Here is a 21,316-nt window from a genome sequence, read left to right as displayed (position 1 = left end):
TCCCTCCTAAATTATGATGAATGCGTGTCGTTTAGCCCTTTTTCGAGCGCTTTCCAAGCAAGCGTCGCACACTTGATTCGCGCAGGAAATTTTGTTACGCCAGTAAGCGCCTCAATGTCACCTAAGTCAAACTTGCCTTCATCATAGTCCTTTCCTTGCATCATATCTGAAAAAAGTTTAGACAGCGCCAGCGCTTCTTCGACAGTTAAGCCTTTGACAGCTTGCGTCATCATTGAAGCGGAGGCAAGGCTGATGGAACAGCCTTCCCCTGTAAAAACAGCGCGGTCTACTTTTCCATCTTCTACTTTCATTTGTACTTGAACACGGTCCCCACATGTGGGATTGTTCAAATTTACCGTCAGTGTGTCCCCTTCAAGCTCGCCGCGGTTGCGGGGATTCTTATAATGGTCCATAATCACTTGCCGGTAAAGTGTATCGAGATCACGAGAAGACATCGCTAAAATACTCCTTTGCTTTGACTAATCCGTTTGCCAGAGCATCAATATCTTCTTTCGTATTGTACACATAATAGCTGGCACGAGCAGTGGCGACAACGTCAAGCCATTTCATTAACGGCTGTGCACAATGATGGCCTGCGCGAACAGCAATTCCTTCAGCATCAAGGACAGTCGCTACATCATGGGGGTGCACGTCACCAAGCTGGAATGTGATCACCCCTGCACGGTCTTTTGGCCCAAAGATCGTCAAATCTTTAAAATCGCCGAGACGCTCAAACGAATAGTCAACGAGTTCTTTTTCGTGCTGTTCAATTTCATTAAACCCTAAATCGGTGACAAAATCAATCGCAGCACCGAACCCGATTGCGCCAGCAATGATTGGCGTTCCCCCTTCAAACTTCCACGGGAGCTCTTTCCAAGTCGAATCTTGCAAGCCGACAAAATCAATCATTTCGCCGCCAAATTCAATTGGTTCCATCCCTTCAAGCAGCGCTTTTTTGCCATATAAGGCGCCGATGCCAGAAGGGCCGCACATTTTGTGTGCCGAGAAAGCAAAAAAGTCACAGTCTAATTGCTGGACATCCACGTGAACATGGGGAGCGGCTTGGGCACCATCGACGACCATGACCGCGCCATGTTTATGGGCAACTTTCGCAATTTCAGCAATTGGGTTAACCGTGCCGAGCACATTTGAAACATAGACAACGGAAACGATTTTTGTTCGCTCCGTTATCGTTTTTTCGACATCAGTTGATGAAATGGTCCCATCTTCTTGTAAAGGGATATACTTCAACACGGCCCCTTTTCTCTTAGCAAGCTGCTGCCATGGAATGATATTAGAATGGTGTTCCATTGGCGTAATGACAATTTCATCACCTTCGCCGACATGGTCATTTCCATAACTTTGCGCAACTAAATTAATCGCCGTGGTTGTGCCACGAGTAAAGACAATCTCCGCTGTGTCTTGCGCATTCAAGAAAGCGCGGACTTTTTCGCGTGCGCCTTCATATTCATCAGTAGCAAGCGTACCAAGCGTATGCACGCCACGATGGACATTTGAATTGTAGCGGCGGTAATAATCATCGAGCTTTTCAATGACTTGGATTGGCTTTTGCGAAGTGGCGGCGCTGTCGAGATAGACAAGAGGATTCCCGTTTACTTGCTGGTCGAGGATCGGGAACAGCTTCTTTATCTCCTTTGCGTTCATCGTTTTGCCTTTCTTTCAATGACCGTTTTCATTTGTTTGCGGACTGACTCAACTGGAAGCTGGGTAACGACAGGCTCCAAAAACCCATGGATGACAAGGCGCTCTGCTTCAGTCCGGGAAATGCCCCGGCTCATTAAATAGAACATTTGCAGCGGGTCAATCCGGCCAACAGAAGCAGCATGGCCAGCCGTTACATCATCTTCGTCAATCAAAAGGATTGGGTTGGCATCGCCCCGGGCCCGTTCGCCGAGCATGAGAATCCGTTCGGTTTGTTCGCCGTGCGCCTTTGTTGCTGCTTTTTCGATTTTTGAAATGCCGTTAAAAATGCCAAGGGCACGTTCCGTCATAACACCATGCTTTAAAATATAGCCTTCTGAATGTTTGCCGTAATGCTTAATGAGCGTCGTGAAGTTTTGTTTTTGTTCGCCTGTGCCAACTGATACGAGCTTAGCGTCTGCATAAGAGCCATCGCCCACCAAGTACGTAATGTTTTCAGCGACCGTATCGCCGTCGTTCATTTGCCCAAGCGCCCAATCGATGCGGCCGTCGCGTTCAACATGGGCGCGGCGGACAACATAAGTTGTGGCATCTTCATTGAGCGTATCGACACCGCCAAAGGAAACGCGGGCACCGGCGCCGACATAGACTTCAGCGACTAAGTTGGCTACAGATGCACCAGGGCCGTAGCCTGTGTAATTTTCTACATACGTGACTGAGCTGTTGTCTTCCGCTACGATCAATACGTGGTTAAACAAACCAGCTTTTTCATCGGAAACAGCATAAACAGCTTGCAACGGCACTTCAACGTTGATGTTTTTCGGCACGTAAATAAAAGCGCCGCCTTCCATCAATGCAGCATGCATAGCCGTTAGCTTGTTTTCGTCGGCTGAAACAGCTTCTGTTAATAAATACTTTTTAACAAGGTCGCCGTGCTCTTTAACTGCTGTCGCAAAGTCACAAAACACAACGCCTTTGTCTGCTAATTCAGCAGCATTTGTTTGAAAGATCGTTTTGCCATTGTCTTGGATTAGCAAGCTGTTTCCAGTTGCTTCTTCATCAACAAATTGCTGGATGTCGCTGGACAGCTCATCCAAGCTTGAAATTTCCTTTGGTTCTCTAAGTTCCTGAGTAAAGGACGTAAAATCCCAATTGTGGATTTTCGTTTTATCTGGCTTAGGGAGCTCGAGGCTTTCGACTTTATTCAATGCATCCAGACGCAAGTCCGTTAGCCATTTTGGTTCTTGTTTTCCTTCGGACCGTTCTTTTAACTTGTCCGGACCGATCAGTGGGTTCGTCTCAACTGACATACATACCATCCTTTGCTGTTTTATCGTGAAAGCTTCCGACTGGTTCTCACTTACGCTTCTTGATTTGCATCAACGCGTTCGTCTTCAATGCCCAATTCTTCTTTAATCCAGTCATATCCTTCTGCTTCAAGACGCTCAGCAAGTTCAGAGCCGCCGGATTTAACGATGCGGCCTTGCATCATTACATGGACTTTATCTGGTGTGATGTAGTCAAGAAGGCGTTGGTAGTGGGTAATGATCAAGCAGCCAAACTCTTCGCCGCGCATTTGGTTGACACCTTGGGCAACGACTTTTAGCGCATCGATATCAAGGCCTGAGTCGATTTCGTCAAGAATGGCGATTTTCGGTTCAAGCATTAGCAATTGGAGAATTTCATTGCGCTTTTTCTCCCCGCCTGAAAAGCCTTCATTCAAATAACGTTGCGCAAAGGATTGGTCCATGTCGAGAACGTCCATTTTTTCATCCATTTTGCGAATAAATTTCATTAAAGAAAGCTCGTTGCCTTCTTCACGGTTCGCATTAATGGCAGAGCGCAAAAAGTCGGCGTTTGTAATGCCGCTAATCTCGCTTGGGTATTGCATCGCAAGGAACATGCCTGCACGAGCACGCTCGTCTACATCCATTTCAAGCACGTCTTCGCCGTCTAGCGTAACCGTACCGCTTGTAATTTCATATTTGGGATGACCCATGATGGCAGAAGCAAGCGTTGATTTCCCTGTTCCGTTTGGTCCCATGATCGCGTGGATTTCTCCGCCATTGATCTCGAGGTTGAAATCTTTAAGAATTTCCTTATCGTCAATAGAGACATGTAAATTCTCAATCTTAAGGTTTGGTACAGACATGTGTATTCCCTCCATAAATTAAGCAGGTATGCCGTTTCCAGCAAACCTCGCTGACATTTTTTAATGATTATTAATCTATTCTCATTCTAATTTTATACTAAATGGACACACACTTCAAGGAGCCTGTCCCGATAAATTCCCCTAAAAAAAACAGAGCCTTCACTGTGGGGCAGGAGGCTCTGTTTTTAATCTACGTTGACTAGGAATGGAGTGATTTTACAAGACGGTTGCATGCATGATGCTCTTTTGTCCTTGCCTTTTCCACTTCCAGTCGTTTTTTTAAACTGTTCTCATACTCGGCATAGCTCATTCCATGCCGCTGCTGCAATCCTTTTTCCATCTCAGTTGTGTAGGATAGATCCATCTTATGAATGGTTCTTCATCCCCTCTCTCATTTTGTCATGCCTGTTTTTGAACCACAAACGTTTACCAGAGCTACTATTTAAGCTCCAAGCAAACCGAGCAGCTTATTTGCGGTTCTGTTTTTCTCTACCCTAAACGAATAACATGCAAACAATGAGAGAGTGGTTGTTGCCAATCTTTATTGCAGCCCGTTTGAGAATGCACCAAAGGCTTCCTGTACAAGTGTAGCTCCTTGGCTAAAGGCTGCACCACTGCCAAAGGCGGTGGCAACCGCTATTGTTTCAAGCATTTCTTCTTCAGAAGCACCATGGTCAACGCATCCTTTTGTATGGTAAATGATGCAATATTCATCTTGGGCATAAACGCTCATGCCCAGTGCGATTAAATGCTTCTGTTTTTTTGACAAGACCCCATCTTTAAAGCACTGGTCTGTAAACTCGTTGTATGTTCGGGAAAAAGCGGGCATTTTTTCTTCATAAGTACCAACGCCTTTTTTGTATCGTCCCAAGTGCTGCTCTGTTGTAGTATGACTTTCACGATTCATCGATTCTGCTCCCTTTCCATAAAGTTACTGTTAGTATGCAGTACTTTTTCCAGGAGCATGCAATTTACTCGAATTTCTCTGGGTATGCGATTTGGGCCAAATGCTCGACCGCCTCCCCGATACGAGGACCAGGGCGGTCCATGATGTCCGCTTCAAGCAAATAGACTTCCTCATTTTCGACAGCGGCAATGCCTCCCCAGCCTGCGCGGCCTTTGATCTCGCCGACTGGGTCTTCTGTATAGGTGACCGTTGTTGCGATCAAGTCGGGGTTGCGATCAATCACTTGCTCTTCGTCAATGTTAAGCCAGCCTTGTTCATCGGCAAACACATTGTTTAAGCCAGCGGCCTCAATGATTTCTTGCTGGAACGTATTGGCTCCTGTTGTATAAATGTCTGGGGATGGGCTGATTTCAAAATATAAGTCCTTTTCTTCCGCTTCGGCGACTTTGGTGGCCACTTCTTCCATTTGCGCTTGGATGTTCGTTACGATCTCTTCGCCTCTTTCCGTCACGCCCATCACTTCTGCAATTTGTTCAATATCGCTGTAAACATCATCAAAGTTTTCGGCTGAGTGAATCACAAACACGGGAATCCCTGCGTCTTCTAAAGGATCGAGCGTATCAGGAGCCCCAATCGTATAGCCAATGACAACATCAGGGTTCAATTCAATAATTCGTTCAGCGTCAATTGTTTGTGAATCGGAAACTTTTTCGATTTCGTTTGCTTCTTCCGGATAAAAATCAAATTCAGTCACACCGATCACGTTTTCTCCTACACCAAGTTCAAACAAAATTTCTGTATTGCTCGGAGCAAGAGAAACAACCGTTTCTGGGATTTTTTCAAACGTAATGTCTTCACCTCTGTCATCCGTTACTGTATACGATTGCCCCTCTGGCTGTTCTTCGTGGGCCTCTGTCTTGTCTTCGTCCGATTGGCAGCCAACTGCACAAATAAGCAATATTGCTGGTAACGCAAGCTTTTTTTTCATTTAGTTAGTCTCCTTTTTTGCGTGTTTTTACGGGGTATGATTTGCTTACGAATGGGATTTCCTCGATTCCTTGGCGTTTGTTTGCATAAACCGCCATGACAAACAGCACATTCGCCAACAGATGGGCGTAATCAAATAGCCTCTCTGGCACTTCTCGTTCCAAACTGACGCGATGCAAAGCACGCACCGTTTTCTTGGCTTCACTGCGGCACACATGAAGAGCACAGGCAGCTGCCGACCCTTGCGGCAACACAAACTGCTTGATCGACTCCTCCGTCTCTTCAACATAGCGGTCATACAGTTCGCTCAACTTGTGTACATCAGCAGTGGATATCGCCATCTTTCCGCGTACCGATCCGTTTAAATGGTACACCATTTCCACCAGCTTGAGTAAATCACTATGTAATTTCTCTAACGTCACAACCAAGCTAGCCGCTTGTCCAATCCGAACTGCCAGCGCATCAGATTGGATTTCAAAATCGACAGTCGTTTGCGCCTCACGCATGTATGGATAGCAGAGATAGCGCATATCTTTCCCCTTGCCCATTGTTAGACCACTCCTGTCCTTTTACAAGCAAAAATGCCGTTAGCGCGTAGCTAACGGCAGCCTTTTTCCTTACTCGGCAGGCAGGACCGCTCCGCCATAGTTTTCTTCAATAAATGTTTTGATTTCTTCAGATTGAAGCACGTCCACAAGTTTTTGAATCGCTTCATTATTTTCATCTTCGCTGCGAACGACAATCAAATTAACGTATGGATTTTCGGCATCGCCTTCCTCAAGAATGACAGAGTCTTCAGTTGGCGATAGGCCAGCATCGATCGCATAATTGGAATTAATGGCAACCAAGTCCGCTTCATTGTTCGTGTAGGCTTGCGGCAGCAACTCAGCGGCTACACCAGAATTGACAAACGTAAGATTTTTCGGGTTATCAACAATGTCTTGTTCGGTTGCATCAACTGAAACGCCTTCTTTAAGGGTGATTAATCCCGCTTCTTGTAGAAGGGAGTACACACGACCATGGTCAGCGACAGAATCGCTCATCATGACAGTCGCTCCGTCAGGAAGATCATCAACGCTATCATATTCTTGTGAATAAAGGCCCATTGGTTCTAAATGGATTGCACCGGCTTCAACGAAATCATAGTCCGGATTTTGGTCAAGTTGTTCTTCAAGATAAGGGCGGTGTTGAAAATAGTTGGCGTCTACGTCGCCATCGTTTAAAGCAATGTTAGGCAAAATGTAGTCTTGGGCAATTTCAATTTCCAGTTCGACGCCTTGTTCTTTTAACAACGGTTGCGCCTCTTCCAAAATTTCGGCGTGAGGCACATTGGAGGCACTAATTTTAATAGTCGTTGGCTCTTCTGAATTGCTTCCGTCTCCATTTGCCTCGCCTTCTTCATTGCCGCCTTGTCCACAGGCAACAAGGGCAATTGCCGCTGTTGTAACACCTAGCGTTTTTAAAAATGCTTTCATTTCTCGTCCTCTCCTTTTTATTAGCGTTTATCTAAACGACTTGTGAAAAAGTCGCCAATCCACTGGAACACAAACACAATCGCTAAAATCACGACAGTCGCGACGACCATCACATCTGGATTTGTGCGCTGAAACCCTTGCTGGAACGCGAGTGTCCCAAGGCCCCCAGCGCCAATCGTTCCCGCCATTGCCGTATAACCGATTAAAGCAACTGTCGTTACGGTAATGCCAGAGATAAGTGCTGGCATTGATTCAGGAATAAGCACTTTAAAGATGATGTGGCGATTCGTAGAACCCATCGCCTGTGCTGCTTCGACGACGCCTTTGTCCACTTCACGCAAAGCAATTTCAACCATGCGGGCATAAAATGGCGCGGCCCCTATAATCAAAGCAGGCAAGGCAGCGCTTGGGCCAAAAATCGAACCGACGAGCGCCCGGGTAAATGGAATAAGCAATATGATTAAAATGATAAAGGGAATTGAACGAAAGACATTCACAAAAGCGGCCACAAGCCAATAAAAGAAGCGGTTTTGCCACGGATTGCCTTTGGCGGTCAAATATAAAAATAAACCGAGGAGCAAGCCGATAAAAAAGGTGGCAACCGCTGAGGCGAGTGTCATGTAAACCGTCTCTTGTGTAGCTGCCCACACATCTTCCCACACGACATTCGGAAACCATTTAGCGACCATGCTCAATCACCTCCACGTCTATTTCTTTGCCGCGGATGTATGCAAGCGCTGCTTCAATTTCGCTCGTTGCCCCTAATAGCCGTAAATACAGCTTTCCATAGGAGCCTTGTTGCAATTTTGAAATGTTCCCTTGCAAAATGCTAATGTCGATCGGAAAACGTCGGATTAATTCCGTTACAAGTTGTTCTTCAGCAGGATTGCCAACAAACGTTAAAGAGACAATCGTGCCGCCACTATTTTCATCAAGAAGATGCCAAAGCGATTGTTCTTCTTCCCCCGTTTGCGCCAACTGCTTAACAAACTCCTTTGTCATCTGCTCTTTCGGCTTGCGGAACACATCAATGACAGGCCCTTGTTCGACAATCTTGCCGTTTTCCATCACCGCTACTTGATGGCAAATTTTTTGGATAACGTGCATTTCGTGAGTAATGAGCACGATTGTCAAGTTCAGTTTTTCATTAATGTCAAGGAGCAAATCCAAAATGGAGTCCGTCGTCTTTGGGTCAAGCGCTGAAGTCGCTTCATCGCATAACAGCACTTTTGGATTGTTGGCAAGCGCCCTAGCAATTCCAACCCGTTGCTTTTGGCCGCCGCTCAGCTGGGACGGATAGCTATCTCCTCGACCATGAAGCCCAACGAGTTCAATCAATTCCTCGACCCGTTTTTTCCGCTGCCCAGCAGGAACGCCTGCTACTTCCAATGGGAACGAAATGTTTTGTCTGACCGTCCGCGACCAAAGTAAATTAAAATGTTGGAAAATCATGCCAATTTCTTGGCGAGCTGCCCGCAATTTACTTGGCGTAAGCGACGACAGCGCCTTGCCATCTATTTCAACGGACCCTTTTGTTGGCCGTTCAAGCAAATTAAGCAACCGAATAAGCGTGCTTTTTCCAGCTCCGCTATAGCCAATGATCCCAAAAATTTGCCCCGCTTCAATTTCAAGGTTGACGTTGTCGACAGCTTGGACAGCGCCATTTTTCGTTTTAAACGTTTTGCTGATTCCTTTCAGAGAAATCATTGTCAATGTCCCTCCATAAAAAAACCTTTCTGCCGGACAGACAGAAAGGGTGCTGTTGCTTCCCTCTCATCTCCCAAAGCCCATATGCTTTGCAGGATTTAGCACCTTCAAGCGAACTTGCGGTTGCCGGGTTTCATTGGGCCAGTCCCTCCACCTCTCTCGATAAGAATGAATATGGTTGTTTTATCACACTCTAATGTAGCCGTATCATAGCATGGCTTTATGGCGGCGTCAATTCTTTCTTTTTGAACTCCCCCACTAGTGAGGAATTCCTAAGAATACCTTCGTAACCGAACGTTTTGATTAGGCTATCCCCGTAGTTCCTACGGTTATCGCTTCGTTTTTAAGATTAATACTTGCGTTACGATCTCGAAGGGGATTCATCCCCCTACTCATTGGGCTACGCCCCTCACCTTCCTTGAGGATGGGGTATTCTCTCCTAAAACTAATAATCGAACTGCCTCGCGCGAATTAAGCAAAACCTTACCGGTATCAGAAAAAAAGACTCGCCCCCTGCCAGGCAAGTCTTCCCTATCCGATCCATTCGTGTTCGCTTAGCGAACATTTCCATCTCTCCACTAGTCAACTCATATAGAAAGCCTCAATCTTGCGATGAAGACATAGCCGATTGGAGTGCCGCAGCTTTTCACTACGGCACCTGAAGCGGTTAGCCTTCTCCGTTCGTTTGCGACAACCGTTTCTATACTTGCTTCTTCCCACCAAATCTCCTCTGGCTTAATGCCTATCTTTAGAGTGCACGCCAAGGAAAATTGTATCCGAGGGAAGATCAGCCAGAAGGAGAGCTAAGGCATTAATCTTCGCTAATCATCTCAGCATATTCCCCTGCTGACATAAGCTTGTCTACTTCACTTGCGTCAGCAGGCTCAACGACGATCATCCACGCTTTTTCGTAAGGTGACTCATTGACAAGCTCTGGAGAATCATCAAGCTCTTCATTGACCTCAACAACTTTTCCGCTAATTGGCGCATACAATTCAGAGACAGTTTTTACGGACTCAACGCTGCCGAATGGCTCGTCCGCTTCGATCTCGTCGCCTACCTCAGGAAGTTCAACGAAGACAATATCGCCTAGTTCAGATTGGGCAAAATCAGTGATGCCAATACGGACTTTGCCGTCTTCCGTTTTTACCCACTCGTGTTCTTCGGAATACTTAAGCTCTTCAGGTAAATTACTCATGTTAACCCCTCCAATGTGGTCTTTTCGAAGTTTATCATACAGGAAATCGCTCATAAGCGAAAGGAAATCTTCTTGTTACATCACTAAAAAGTTGACCAAACGTCATGAAATTGATCTTCTTTAAAGCCAAGTGTCACTTTTGTGCCATCCGTTACAATCGGGCGTTTTATCAGCATACCTGAACTAGCTAGTAGCTGATATTGCTCTTCATCGCTCATCTCGCCGAGCTTGTTCTTTAAATCGAGCTCCCGGTATTTTTTTCCGCTTGTGTTGAAAAACGCTTTTAACGGCAAACCGCTTTTTTGGTGAAGTTCCTTCAGTGTTGTACTTGTCGGCGGTGCCTCGACAATATTGATGGCTTCATAAGAAATACCATGTTCATCAAGCCATTTTAATGCATTTCGGCAAGTAGAACATTTTGGATATTGATAAACCGTTACACCCATTTCCAGCATCCTTTCTATCCAGTGGACTCGTGTCTATTATTACCGAAAACCATCGCATACACAACTTTTTGGCTCACATGAAAGAAGAAGCCCGTAATTAGGCTTCTTCAGTGAGAGGAGAATGCCCCTTGCGAGAGGAGCATTGTATTTTTATTTGGGGCCAAAAGCCCCAAAATGGCTACCTTAAATCACGTACTGCTTTTCAGCAATGATCGCTTTGGCGATTTCCCGTTTTTTCGCCACCACATTAACAGGCTGATGGCGCGTTAGCTTGCGCAACATCGAAAGCATCGTGCGCAGCGTGTCTCCCTCTTCCATATAAGACAACGCCTTTTTCGCATTTGCTTCGATCCGGTTGATTGCCTCTTGTGTAAACACTTCTGTTAATAGAAGTTTTTGCTGCTCTTTCTCTGGTGAAGACGCGTCAAATGCTTTCTGCGTCCGCAAAATCGCTGACTCCATTGAATAGATATCGCTGACAATATCAGCTACCGCAGCAAGGACTTCTTGTTCTTGATCCAGTTGCGCTCCGTATTTTTGCGCGCCTGTTCCAGCGACCATCAAAAATACTTTCTTTGCCATTGCCAATAAATGTGTTTCCTGTGCCAACGGTGTATCATCGATTTCTTGTGGCATAAGCATCATTAATTCTTCTTGCAATGCTTGCGCTTTTTGCAAAAACGGCAAATCGCCTTTTAACGCTTTGCGCATAAGCGTGCCAGGGACAAGCAAACGATTGATTTCATTCGTGCCTTCAAAAATCCGGTTAATCCGAGAATCACGATAAATCCGCTCTACTTCGTATTCAGCCATAAAGCCATAGCCACCATGGATTTGCACGGCCTCGTCAGCTACAAAATCCAACGTTTCCGAACCGGCGAATTTATTCAATGAACATTCAATGGCGTATTCCGCAATCGCGCTGGCAACAGCACGGCCGTCGTTTTTTTCTTCCTCGCTTAAGCTGGCAAAACGGCTTTCAATCAGTCCACCTGTTCGGTAAATGGCGCTTTCTGACGCGTAAATTTCGGTTGCCATGGAAGCGAGTTTTTCTTGAATCAAAGCGAATGAAGCGATCGTTGTTTTAAATTGCTTCCGCTCTGTCGCATACGTCGCTGCCAGTTCCAAGGCCCGTTTAGCACCGCCAATACAACCGACTCCAAGTTTATAGCGGCCAATATTTAAAATATTAAAGGCAATGACATGGCCACGGCCGATCTCACCAAGGACATTGTCGACAGGCACTGCAACATCCTCTAATATTAGCGTACGCGTTGATGATCCTTTAATGCCCATTTTCTTTTCTTCTGGCCCGGTGCTGACACCATCAAACGTTCGTTCGACGATAAACGCAGTGAATTTTTCGCCGTCTACCTTAGCGTAAACAATGAACACATCCGCAAAAGCAGAGTTGGTAATCCACTGCTTTTCTCCATTCAAGACATAATGTGTACCTGCTTCGTTTAGAACGGCCGTCGTTTTGGCGCTCAGCGCATCTGAACCTGAGCCAGGCTCCGTTAAGGCATAAGCGGCAAATGTTTCGCCACTGGCCAAGCCAGGCAAGTATTTGCTCTTTTGCTCATTCGTGCCGAAGAAAACAATTGGCAACGTGCCGATGCCGACATGGGCCCCGTGGCTTAACCCAAACGCTCCGGCTTTTGAAAATTCTTCCGAAATGAGGGTAGAGCTGATCTTATCAAGTCCAAGCCCGCCATATTCTTCTGGGACATCAGCGCCAAGCAGCCCCAATTCCCCAGCCTTTTTCAACAGCCTTGTCGTATGTTGAAATTGATGCTGTTCAATTTCATCGACATAAGGCAAAACTTCTTTTTCCACAAAATCCTTTGTCGTACGAGCAATCATTTGTTGTTCTTCGGTTAAGTCTTCCAATGTAAAGATGTGGGCAGGCTCCATATCTTCAAGCAAAAAGCCGCCACCTTTAAAACGTTTTTCAGTCGTGTTGCTCATCCTCGGTTCGCCTCCCCAATTGTTTAATGTCGTTCAAACACAGCAGCAGCCCCCATGCCGCCACCAATGCACATCGTCACAACACCAAATCGTTCATCGCGCCGCCTCATTTCATGGATGAGCGACAACGTTAATTTTGTGCCCGTACAGCCAAGTGGATGCCCTAAGGCAATCGCTCCGCCATTGACATTGACTTTGTCGTAATCAAGCCCCAATTCACGTATGACGGCAAGTGCTTGGGAAGCAAAAGCCTCGTTTAACTCAAACAATCCAATATCTTCAAGTTCCAGCCCTGCCAGGCGCACCGCCTTTGGAATTGCCTCAATTGGGCCAACCCCCATCACTTCAGGCGCTACCCCTGCAACAGCAAAGCTTTTAAACGTTACAAGTGGTTCTAACCCCCGAGCTTCCGCTTCTTCTTTGTCCATGAGCAGGACAGCCGCGGCGCCATCGCTCATTTGCGATGAATTCCCAGCTGTTACCGTCCCTTTAAGCTGGAATGCTGGCTTTAGCTTGCTAAGTGCGGCGATCGTTGTATCTGCGCGCACGCCTTCATCTGTTTCAACAAGTCGTTCCGTTGTTTGAACCGTTCCGTCTGCCCCAAAGTGCTGTTCAACGACAGGAACAGGTACGATTTCGTCGCTAAAGCGCTGATTAGCAAGCGCCGCCACTGCTCGTTTATGGCTTTCTACCGCAAACGCGTCTTGGTCTTCCCTGCTAATGCCGTACTGGCGCGCCACTTCTTCCGCAGTATAGCCCATTGACATGTAATATTCCGGCGCTTCGTCGATCAATGTTGGGTTCGGTTTGACGACGTGACCTCCCATTGGAATCATGCTCATTGATTCTGCGCCACCTGCAATGATTGCTTTCGCATGCCCTAGCATAATCCGTTCGGCCCCATAAGCGATTGTTTGCAAGCCGGAAGCGCAGTAGCGGTTAATTGTCACTGCTGGAACTGATTGGGGAATGCCCGCAAGCACGCTTACATTTCGGGCCATGTTCATCCCTTGCTCCGCTTCAGGCATGGCACAGCCGATCAAGCAATCGTCAATTTCTTCCGGTTCGACTTGTTTGGCGCGGCGCAATGTTTCCTTCACGGCAATGGCGCCTAAGTCGTCGGAACGCACATGTTTAAAAGAGCCGCGGTTCGCTTTCCCGACTGGTGTCCTCGCACCTGCCACAATAACTGCTTCTTTCATAGATGCCGCCCTCCTTTATTAATTGCGCAACGGTTTTCCTTTCGTAAGCATATGCTGCATCCGCTGCTGCGTTTTCGGTTCTGCGATCAAACTTAAAAACGCTTCCCTTTCCAAATCAAGCAAATAAGATTCATCAACTAGCGTACCTTCTGACACCTGGCCTCCAGAAAGGACGAACGCTAGCTTTTTGGCGATTTTTAAATCATGCTCTGATGCATAACCGCCCCATTCCATCATTTTGGCGCCAAGCATCAACGTCGCATAACCTGCTCTTCCTGTCACAGGGATCTTTGTTTTTGCAGGCGGCCGATACCCATCTGCTAAAGACAGAACACGCTGCTTGGCATCGTTATTAACGAAAAAGTCGTTCATTGTAATGCCGTCCCGTTCAGACAAAAAGCCTTTTTCCCTCGCGTCTGCCGCTGATGTGGATACGTTGGCGGTAGCAATGGTTTCAAACGTCTTTCGCGCCGCTTTTTGCAAATCAGCAAGATTGTCGCTGCCATAACGGGCTATATTGCGCAGGTACAGTTCTTTATTGCCCCCTCCGCCTGGAATAAGGCCCACGCCAGTCTCCACTAAGCCCATATACGTTTCGTGGGCTGCTTGGATGCTTGCAGCTGGCAAGCTGATCTCAGTGCCGCCGCCAAGCGTCATTCCAAAGGGAGCGGTTACAACAGGGACATTTGCATACCGGATACGCGCCGTTGCTTTTTGGAACTGCCTTATCACGAGATCAAGCTCAAAAAAGTTGTCGTCTTGCGCTTCCATTAGCATCATCATTAAGTTAGCGCCGACACAGAAATTTTTCCCCTGATTGCCGATTACAAGGCCGCGATAATTTGCTTCTGCCTCGTCAATTGCTTTGTGGATCATTTGGATAACATCAAGGCCAATCGTATTGTTAGGCGAAGTAAACTGCAATAAGGCGACATCGTCACCGATATCGATTAAACACGCCCCTGTGTTTTTTGTAATTGTCTTGTCTTTTTTCAGCACGTTTAAAGGCAGCTGCTTTTTATGGGTACGAACAGGAAGATAGTCGCCGTCATGGTAGAAAGCGCCCTCTTTGTAGAACGACGTATGGCCTTGTTCAAGCATAGCCGTCACCCATACCGGCACATATTCGCCCTCAAGTTGCATTTTTTCCACCGTTTCTTTTACACCGAGCGCATCCCAAAGCTCATATGGGCCCATTTCCCAGCCAAAGCCCCAGCGCATCGCTTCATCGACCGCTAACAAATCATGAGCTATTTCCGCTGTTTTCTCGGCTGCATATAGCAATACTGGTTTTAAAATCGACCAGAGCAATTTTCCTGCGGCATCGTCTGCCCATACAACCGCACGCAACTTAGCAGATTTCGATTTAATTAACTTCGCTTGCTCAATAGAAGGCGCTTTCATTTTTTTACGCGGTTCATACTCAAGCGTGTGGGGATTTAGTTCGTAAATGGTCCCGTTTTCTTTCAAGTAGAAACCTTGGCCGCTTTTTGCGCCAATCCACCCACGCTTCGCCATTTCTTTCATAAAAGCCGGGGGATCAAACATCGCTTTTTCAGTGCCCTCTGTCTCCTCGTAGACATTTTTGGCCACGTGTAAGAACGTATCCAGTCCAACTACATCAAGTGTCCGGAATGTCGCGCTCTTCGGCCTGCCGATGAGTGGCCCTGTCACAGAATCAATTTCACCGATCGATGCATTGGCTTTAAGCATTTCATCGACTGTGACAAGCAATCCATACGTGCCAATGCGGTTGGCGATAAAATTAGGCGTATCCTTCGCTTCAACAACCCCTTTGCCAAGCGCCGTTTCAGCAAAATCACGGATAAATTCTGTAACCTCGGGTTTCGTTTCTTTCGTTGGGATTACCTCAAGCAATTTTAAATAACGCGGTGGATTAAAAAAGTGCGTGCCGAGAAAGTGGGCTTTAAAATCTTGGCTCCTTTCTTTCGACATTGCTTCAACCGATATGCCAGAAGTATTGGATGTTACAATTGCTCGAGGAGCGCGGACTTCGTCAATTTTAGCCAATAGCTGTGTTTTTGCTTCCAAGTTCTCAATAATCGCTTCAATAATCCAGTCAGCTTCTTTTAGTTTGTCAAAGTCATCCTCTAAGTTTCCCGCTTCAATCAAATGAAGTGCTTGTTTTGAAGCTAATGGGGCCGGCTTTTGCTTTTTCAATTTTGCAATCGCCTGTTCCACAAGGTAGTTGCGGCTCCGCTTTTTCGTAAGCGTTGCCACGTTTGTGGCGCTTTTGCCATCATCTTGCGGTGCTAAGTCTAGCAGTAAAACGGAAATCCCAGCATTCGCTAAGTGTGCTGCAATGCTTGCACCCATTACGCCGGCGCCAATGACTGCTGCTTTGCGGATAGGACGAACCATCGTATTCCTCCTCTCAAATATCAAACCGAATGAACACTCATTCATTTTTAACGTTAAAAAAAGGGCTTCTCAAAGAAGGCTTTCTTTTACTATAGTCAATTATGATAGCGTTTGCAATAAGAAATTTTCTTTTTTTTGGCTCGTTTTTCTTTTTTTGAATAAGGAAGGCAGTTGCTGAATAGGAGCTTCGGCAACTGCTTACGACAGCTCCTATTCGTCAAGTTGGCTTGCGTCGCATCTTTAGGCTATAGGCAATCCAAAAAACAGACAGAACACCTAAAAAAACGGTAGCTAGCCAATACAAAGGCGCCAATTCATAGTTATCCACAATGAAAAACGATACAAGAGGCCCAGTCGCTGCTCCTACATCGACAACGACTGACTGGATCGTCATCACTTTGACTTTATTCCCTTGCGCTGCCGCCCGAGCTGCAAGCGTATCGGCAGTGGTCACAAAAAAGGTGGATAAAAGTTGAAATATAAGTACGACACCCAACAAAAGCCAAAACGAATTAAGCAGCGCAAATAGCGCAAATAGCGAACCAATCCCCAGCATAGGCAAGTAAATCCACGAATGCGAAAGTGGCCTACGGTCTAGCATTTTCCCATAAAAAGGGGCAACGAATGGATCCCAGGCCCAGCGTAAGGCTTGAAGGATTCCTGCAATTGAAGCTGCGCCGATGATTACACCAAATGCTTCCAGCGGTTGCCCACCCATTGCGCGCTCAACAAGCGGGCTGAGCGTAACCGAAAACAGTCCGAACACAACGAACCCCATCGTTAGGCCTGTTGCGAACACAAGCATGGTAAATGGCGAAAGGGTTTTTTCATCTCCCCTAGCATGAGTAAACCGTTTTTCGCCATCTTGTTGTTGGCGTTTCGGGATGACAAATGGGGCGAAGACGAAAGCCATTATGCCAATCGTCGCGAAAGCAGTCGTGACTGGAAATACAGATAGCTGTTCGACGAAAATGCCCCCTGCCAACATACCGACCAGTCCGCCAATCCCCCATAAACCATTGTATGTGCCCATCAGTTTGCCACGATTGTCTTTGGTGGAAAATTCCACTACAGCAACCATGCCGCCAATACGTAGCAAAGCCCATGCAATCCCCCAAACAACCCGTGCAACGACAAGAGTAGCAAAGCTTTGGAAAAAGCCGTACGAAAAAGTCGTAGCCGTCGCCAAAATAAGGCTCAATTGCACGCCAGTTCGCAATTCAAACTTGCTATAAAACCAACCGACAAGCGGATTGATTGGCAGACGGACGAAGCGATTGACAGATAACAATATGCCAATTTGCCAAATAGCTGTAAGGCCAAACTCCTGCCAGTAAAGGGGCAACACAATAAACAACATTGAGTCGCCAAGCACAGCCGCGGCTGTTAATAACGCTACCGCTACCACTTTCTTTTGTGGGGATCCCTGCAGGCGTTCCCCTTTTTTTTCCTCCTGTTTTGCTTGCAATAAAACCGCCCCTTTTCTTTCATTCCATTATGGCGGTCCCAAAACGGGAAAAAAAGTGTAAACTGTATATAGTTATTTTTCCTCTTTTTATAAAGACAGGAGGCTCGGAACAATGGAACTGTTTGAGCACTACCTTATTTTGGCCAAACAATTAAACTACTCACAAGCACTACAGCCCCTTTCTGTCCGTACTTTAGCACACGAGCTTTCATGTACAGAGCGGAACGCAAAATTGCTTGTCCAAAAAATGCAAAAGCGTGGCTGGATTGAATGGCGGCCAGGAAAAGGCCGAGGCCATGTTTCCTGTATTCGCTTGTTGGCAGACTACGATGCTGTCGTCATTGCTGAAGCAAAGAAGCGCGCTTTTGAGCAATCTCTTGATGCGGCGATTCAACTCGTTCAAACCTATTCACGCTCACACGCGAGCAGCCGCGCCTTTATCGAGTCCATTATAAATTCAATTGACCATGAGCGAATAGAGCAAGAGGATCATCTCCGTTTTCCTACTTATCGTGGTGTTAGCGCATTAGATCCCGCAACGATACACCGCCGTACAGAAAATCATTTGATGAGCCATTTATTCAACCAACTCGTACGGTACGATCCTAAAAACGACTGTTACATTCCTGACTTGGCCCACTATTGGGAAACGGACACTACAAACACAAAGTGGACTTTTTATTTGCGGAAAAACATTTTCTTTCATAATGGGCAGCCTTGTACCGCTGAGGAGGTTGGCGCCAGTTTTCTACGCCATACGGATAAGTCGCCCTATTATTGGGGTATCCGACATTTGCACCGCCTATCTGCCCTTGGTCCTTACACAGTGGAGTTTTGTTTTTCTAAACCTACACCCCACTTTCTAGCGTTTGCCGCTTCATTAGGAGGGGCAATTGTCTATAAAGACAAAGCTACTTCTTTTCTAGTCGGTACAGGACCTTTCTCCTTGTCGGACCATTCAAGTAAGCGCCTTCGCCTTCAAGCATTTCCGCGCTACTTTTGTACGAGACCGCATCTTGATGCAGTGACCATGTATATATTCCCAGCCCTTTATGACAACGAATCAGAGACAGCATTCTTAGCCGCAAACCAATTAAATTTTTATCATTACCCCTACGTCGAAAAAGGAGATCATCATTTCCAGCAGCAGCAATCAACGGACATAGGCTGCAAACTCCTTTCGTTAAACGGAAAGCACGGCCTTTGTGCCAACGACACTCGATTGCGCGAGGCGCTGTTTCATTTTTTAGATCCACATTCAATGATTCAAGACATTGGTGGCACCCGCAGTATTCCAGCTAATCGTGTTTTCGCTCAAGGGCATAGTATCCTAAGGACTCGTAACAGGCAAAAAGGAGAGGCATGCTTGTTAAAAAGCAACTACCATGGAGAAGAGCTTCAGCTATATAGCTACACTGGAGCTGGCAATGAAAGGGACGCTGGTTGGATTAAACAAACGCTCGAAGCAGAAGGCATTTCTGTGCGGCTCCACCTCCTTCCTTATCAGGAGCTTCAGGAGTTAGACCTAGAACAAAAAGCAGACCTTTTGCTCGGCGAGCAGCTTGGCTACGAGGACAAAGTGTATGGCTATTTTTCTGCGTTTTTTGATCGCCATCGATTTCTTTGTTCCCACTTAGGAACAGACTATTTGGAAAAAGCAAAGCGTTTATGGCATCAAGAATTCGAAACGGAAACATTGCTGGCCGACTTACAATCAATCGAAACATCGCTTTGCCAAGCACATTATCTCATCCCTCTCTACCGGTTAAAACAATTTGCGTTGTATCCGGAATACGTAAAAAACGTGGCATTAAATGCTTATGGCTGGGTCGATTACACAACGATTTGGATGAAACGCGGCACATCTTAGGCCTAGCAACACACCTTTAGGTGATGCCATCAATAGGAGTTTCGCCATTTTTGAAACAAGGAGACATAGCGCGCCGAGGCGGACTCGTGTAAAACCCACGGGTGTGGTTGATGAGGAATACCAACTTTTAATCCAGCTTGCTGGAATTTTAGAGATTGGGCGGTGTCATATACATGCCAGCCATCAACCATTTCCGGCCAAGGCAAATCGTATTGGGTAGCCATTAAGACGCCATCAATCGCCTCGACTTGTTGGTATGCATACTCCGCTTCTAAAAACGATAAATAACCATACGTATGACGATGTTCCAAAATTTTACCGGCTTTGGTGGGACTGTCCCACCAAATACCTGAAGCAGGCAAGTCCTTTGCGCCAATGACGCCGAACATGCCTAAGTCAGGATGTTGTTCAAATAAAAACAGCAAATCATGCAAAAACATTCGATTTATGATCATCGTATTTTGGCGAATATACACCTTGTAACGAGCATCGCTTTTTTTCATTGCTTCATTGTAGCCACTTGCCATGCTTTTTGCATGACGTATCGCAATTTTTTCTACCGTTACTCCTTTTGGCGGATAAAGCATGTCAATATGGCTGGCAGCCCGGGCATACTGATCTTCATCATTGACACAGCTAATAAAGCACACTTTTTGCCGATCCATGTGCCGACCCCTCCTGCTTGCTGATTGAATAGTATATTCCACAGAAAACAAGATGGTGATCACCTACAAATCGTCTTTTATTTGCCTTATATATGTTTTTATGTATAAAAAGTATTTACTCCATTATTAGCCTATTTCTTGTACATCATAAAGTTTGCACTAGCTTCGCTTTAGCAGTCCTCTTTAGTACTAGGTTGCCTTATCCTTATTCGCTTAACAGACAACAAGTCTCTTATTAAGATCCCGCTTCCCTCCAAAGCACGAAAAAAGGCGCCTATCCGAAGAAAGACACCTGTTTTTATTCCTTTTCTAATGCCTCAATAATCAGATCTTGAACCCTGTTATTTGTCAAAAGAAGTAGATGTGTTACGCCTGGAACGTGGATGTTATTTGCCCCGTCAATTCGCGATAAACTGTTTGCTACAATTAAATCGGAGCTGCTATAAATGGATGTAAAGCTGACCCCGTCTGGCACTGAACTTGCTCCCAACCGGTTGGCTCCTCCTAGCGTAATAACTTTGTCTACATGTTCTACGCCGCCAAGTTGGGTAAGGTACCGTAGTGTATTCGCTCCTCCCATGCTGTGGGCTATAATATTTACTTCGTCCACATCATAATCTGTTAGCAGATCATTAATAAAGTCCCTTAATTGCCGGGAGTTTCTATAATTGTTGCCGGAGCGGTCGGCAAAATCTATTGCATGTAAGTCAGATCGATCGTAGCCAATGCTTCTTAACTTTCTTTCAATGCTATAGAAATTGTAACCCGCTCCTCCAATCCCGTGTACAAGCACAATCGGTTTATCAAAATCGAGACTCGACGTTTGTTGTGCGTGGGCTTCAGAAGAATAAGCAATTCCCCATGTAAGCAAACATATTAGAACAGTTAAAAATGACAAGCGAATCAATTTCACCATAATCCTCCTCTTCGTACATTAGAATCGGTTACAAAATAACATGATTATGCTGCTTTACGCTACGTTATATGAATTTTCCCAACTGTAAAAATGATGTTTTTTGTATCACGAAAAGTTTTTTCATTTTGAGGAAGCGTTGTTAAGAAAGAATGGTCTATACAAAAAAGAGACATGCTGTGCATGTTGCTCCATAACTACTAGATAAAAAACAAAAAAAGCAGCTACTGCTGCTTTTCATTTAATGTGGTAAAAGTGAACGCCTTTTACACGCTACACTTTGTTGTCCAAAAACTTAATGAAAGGGCGTATCG

General features: G+C 45.9%; 19 protein-coding genes and 1 riboswitch. Of the genes, 1 reads left to right on the top strand and 18 read right to left on the bottom strand.

The features are described from left to right. Positions 1–11: 11 nt before the first annotated feature. From sufU to N6H06_RS06125, 16 genes are all read right to left on the bottom strand, one after another. Complete coding sequence (gene sufU, locus N6H06_RS06200; protein ID WP_011247817.1) at positions 12–455, bottom strand: Fe-S cluster assembly sulfur transfer protein SufU; 444 nt, start codon at positions 453–455, stop codon at positions 12–14. Then, positions 442–1,665, bottom strand: a complete 1,224-nt coding sequence (locus tag N6H06_RS06195; RefSeq protein WP_263705860.1) for a cysteine desulfurase — start codon at positions 1,663–1,665, stop codon at positions 442–444. The genes sufU and N6H06_RS06195 overlap by 14 nt, the downstream gene beginning before the upstream one ends. Next, a complete protein-coding gene (gene sufD / locus N6H06_RS06190; RefSeq protein WP_062746506.1) occupies positions 1,662–2,972 on the bottom strand; it encodes a Fe-S cluster assembly protein SufD in 1,311 nt (436 codons plus the stop codon). Before sufD ends, N6H06_RS06195 begins: the two co-directional genes overlap by 4 nt. 50 nt (positions 2,973–3,022) lie before the next feature. Next, positions 3,023–3,814: a Fe-S cluster assembly ATPase SufC gene (gene sufC, locus N6H06_RS06185; RefSeq protein WP_062746504.1), complete on the bottom strand. Its 792-nt coding sequence runs from the start codon at positions 3,812–3,814 to the stop codon at positions 3,023–3,025. A 541-nt stretch (positions 3,815–4,355) separates the two neighbouring features. After that, positions 4,356–4,721 carry a carboxymuconolactone decarboxylase family protein gene (locus tag N6H06_RS06180; protein ID WP_062746502.1) on the bottom strand — a complete coding sequence of 122 codons (366 nt, stop codon included), beginning with the start codon at positions 4,719–4,721 and terminating at the stop codon, positions 4,356–4,358. Between the two features lie 64 nt (positions 4,722–4,785). After that, positions 4,786–5,709, bottom strand: coding sequence for an ABC transporter substrate-binding protein (locus tag N6H06_RS06175; RefSeq protein ID WP_062746501.1), 924 nt, complete (start codon positions 5,707–5,709; stop codon positions 4,786–4,788). A gap of 4 nt (positions 5,710–5,713) precedes the next feature. Further along, the gene (locus tag N6H06_RS06170; protein ID WP_062746499.1) at positions 5,714–6,256 is read right to left on the bottom strand and encodes a hypothetical protein; all 543 of its coding nucleotides are present in this window, start codon (positions 6,254–6,256) and stop codon (positions 5,714–5,716) included. Positions 6,257–6,325: 69 nt separating this feature from the next. Continuing rightward, positions 6,326–7,183: a MetQ/NlpA family ABC transporter substrate-binding protein gene (locus N6H06_RS06165; RefSeq protein ID WP_263705859.1), complete on the bottom strand. Its 858-nt coding sequence runs from the start codon at positions 7,181–7,183 to the stop codon at positions 6,326–6,328. A 20-nt stretch (positions 7,184–7,203) separates the two neighbouring features. Beyond that, positions 7,204–7,872 carry a methionine ABC transporter permease gene (locus tag N6H06_RS06160; RefSeq protein WP_062746495.1) on the bottom strand — a complete coding sequence of 223 codons (669 nt, stop codon included), beginning with the start codon at positions 7,870–7,872 and terminating at the stop codon, positions 7,204–7,206. Continuing rightward, positions 7,862–8,890: a methionine ABC transporter ATP-binding protein gene (locus tag N6H06_RS06155; RefSeq protein ID WP_263705858.1), complete on the bottom strand. Its 1,029-nt coding sequence runs from the start codon at positions 8,888–8,890 to the stop codon at positions 7,862–7,864. Before N6H06_RS06155 ends, N6H06_RS06160 begins: the two co-directional genes overlap by 11 nt. A 63-nt stretch (positions 8,891–8,953) precedes the next feature. Then, positions 8,954–9,059, bottom strand: a riboswitch (SAM riboswitch). A 642-nt stretch (positions 9,060–9,701) separates the two neighbouring features. Continuing rightward, positions 9,702–10,088, bottom strand: coding sequence for a glycine cleavage system protein GcvH (gene gcvH / locus N6H06_RS06150; protein WP_011247828.1), 387 nt, complete (start codon positions 10,086–10,088; stop codon positions 9,702–9,704). An 83-nt stretch (positions 10,089–10,171) separates the two neighbouring features. Next, positions 10,172–10,534, bottom strand: a complete 363-nt coding sequence (locus N6H06_RS06145) for an arsenate reductase family protein (protein ID WP_212954130.1) — start codon at positions 10,532–10,534, stop codon at positions 10,172–10,174. 183 nt (positions 10,535–10,717) lie between these two features. Beyond that, positions 10,718–12,502, bottom strand: a complete 1,785-nt coding sequence (locus N6H06_RS06140) for an acyl-CoA dehydrogenase family protein (RefSeq protein WP_062746489.1) — start codon at positions 12,500–12,502, stop codon at positions 10,718–10,720. A 23-nt stretch (positions 12,503–12,525) separates the two neighbouring features. Beyond that, positions 12,526–13,704, bottom strand: a complete 1,179-nt coding sequence (locus N6H06_RS06135) for an acetyl-CoA C-acetyltransferase (RefSeq protein ID WP_263705857.1) — start codon at positions 13,702–13,704, stop codon at positions 12,526–12,528. A gap of 18 nt (positions 13,705–13,722) precedes the next feature. Further along, entirely contained in the window at positions 13,723–16,086 is a 2,364-nt protein-coding gene (locus tag N6H06_RS06130) for a 3-hydroxyacyl-CoA dehydrogenase/enoyl-CoA hydratase family protein (RefSeq protein ID WP_263705856.1), read from the bottom strand. A 217-nt stretch (positions 16,087–16,303) separates the two neighbouring features. Beyond that, entirely contained in the window at positions 16,304–17,554 is a 1,251-nt protein-coding gene (locus N6H06_RS06125) for an MFS transporter (protein ID WP_263705855.1), read from the bottom strand. A gap of 112 nt (positions 17,555–17,666) precedes the next feature. Here N6H06_RS06125 and N6H06_RS06120 point away from each other — a divergent pair, with 112 nt between their 5' ends. After that, the gene (locus N6H06_RS06120; RefSeq protein WP_212954134.1) at positions 17,667–19,424 is read left to right on the top strand and encodes an SgrR family transcriptional regulator; all 1,758 of its coding nucleotides are present in this window, start codon (positions 17,667–17,669) and stop codon (positions 19,422–19,424) included. Positions 19,425–19,453: 29 nt separating this feature from the next. Here N6H06_RS06120 and N6H06_RS06115 read toward each other — a convergent pair whose 3' ends face one another. Both N6H06_RS06115 and N6H06_RS06110 read right to left on the bottom strand, forming a co-directional pair. Then, positions 19,454–20,089: a glycosyltransferase family protein gene (locus N6H06_RS06115; RefSeq protein ID WP_062746480.1), complete on the bottom strand. Its 636-nt coding sequence runs from the start codon at positions 20,087–20,089 to the stop codon at positions 19,454–19,456. A gap of 298 nt (positions 20,090–20,387) precedes the next feature. After that, the gene (locus N6H06_RS06110) at positions 20,388–21,002 is read right to left on the bottom strand and encodes an esterase/lipase family protein (protein WP_213028927.1); all 615 of its coding nucleotides are present in this window, start codon (positions 21,000–21,002) and stop codon (positions 20,388–20,390) included. Between the last annotated feature and the right edge of the window lie 314 nt (positions 21,003–21,316).

Source organism: Shouchella tritolerans (assembly GCF_025770735.1).
Classification (GTDB): Bacteria; Bacillota; Bacilli; order Bacillales; family Bacillaceae_D; genus Shouchella; species Shouchella tritolerans.
The sequence above is the reverse complement of the archived record's forward strand: the minus strand, read 5'-3'. Positions and strand labels throughout refer to the sequence as shown.

Bases quoted from the DNA above. Each gene is read 5' to 3' on its own strand.
- sufU (WP_011247817.1), bottom strand. From the start codon at position 455: ATGTCTTCTCGTGATCTCGATACACTTTACCGGCAAGTGATTATGGAC.
- N6H06_RS06195 (WP_263705860.1), bottom strand. From the start codon at position 1,665: ATGAACGCAAAGGAGATAAAGAAGCTGTTCCCGATCCTCGACCAGCAA.
- sufD (WP_062746506.1), bottom strand. From the start codon at position 2,972: ATGTCAGTTGAGACGAACCCACTGATCGGTCCGGACAAGTTAAAAGAA.
- sufC (WP_062746504.1), bottom strand. From the start codon at position 3,814: ATGTCTGTACCAAACCTTAAGATTGAGAATTTACATGTCTCTATTGAC.
- N6H06_RS06180 (WP_062746502.1), bottom strand. From the start codon at position 4,721: ATGAATCGTGAAAGTCATACTACAACAGAGCAGCACTTGGGACGATAC.
- N6H06_RS06175 (WP_062746501.1), bottom strand. From the start codon at position 5,709: ATGAAAAAAAAGCTTGCGTTACCAGCAATATTGCTTATTTGTGCAGTT.
- N6H06_RS06170 (WP_062746499.1), bottom strand. From the start codon at position 6,256: ATGGGCAAGGGGAAAGATATGCGCTATCTCTGCTATCCATACATGCGT.
- N6H06_RS06165 (WP_263705859.1), bottom strand. From the start codon at position 7,183: ATGAAAGCATTTTTAAAAACGCTAGGTGTTACAACAGCGGCAATTGCC.
- N6H06_RS06160 (WP_062746495.1), bottom strand. From the start codon at position 7,872: ATGGTCGCTAAATGGTTTCCGAATGTCGTGTGGGAAGATGTGTGGGCA.
- N6H06_RS06155 (WP_263705858.1), bottom strand. From the start codon at position 8,890: ATGATTTCTCTGAAAGGAATCAGCAAAACGTTTAAAACGAAAAATGGC.
- gcvH (WP_011247828.1), bottom strand. From the start codon at position 10,088: ATGAGTAATTTACCTGAAGAGCTTAAGTATTCCGAAGAACACGAGTGG.
- N6H06_RS06145 (WP_212954130.1), bottom strand. From the start codon at position 10,534: ATGGGTGTAACGGTTTATCAATATCCAAAATGTTCTACTTGCCGAAAT.
- N6H06_RS06140 (WP_062746489.1), bottom strand. From the start codon at position 12,502: ATGAGCAACACGACTGAAAAACGTTTTAAAGGTGGCGGCTTTTTGCTT.
- N6H06_RS06135 (WP_263705857.1), bottom strand. From the start codon at position 13,704: ATGAAAGAAGCAGTTATTGTGGCAGGTGCGAGGACACCAGTCGGGAAA.
- N6H06_RS06130 (WP_263705856.1), bottom strand. From the start codon at position 16,086: ATGGTTCGTCCTATCCGCAAAGCAGCAGTCATTGGCGCCGGCGTAATG.
- N6H06_RS06120 (WP_212954134.1), top strand. From the start codon at position 17,667: ATGGAACTGTTTGAGCACTACCTTATTTTGGCCAAACAATTAAACTAC.
- N6H06_RS06115 (WP_062746480.1), bottom strand. From the start codon at position 20,089: ATGGATCGGCAAAAAGTGTGCTTTATTAGCTGTGTCAATGATGAAGAT.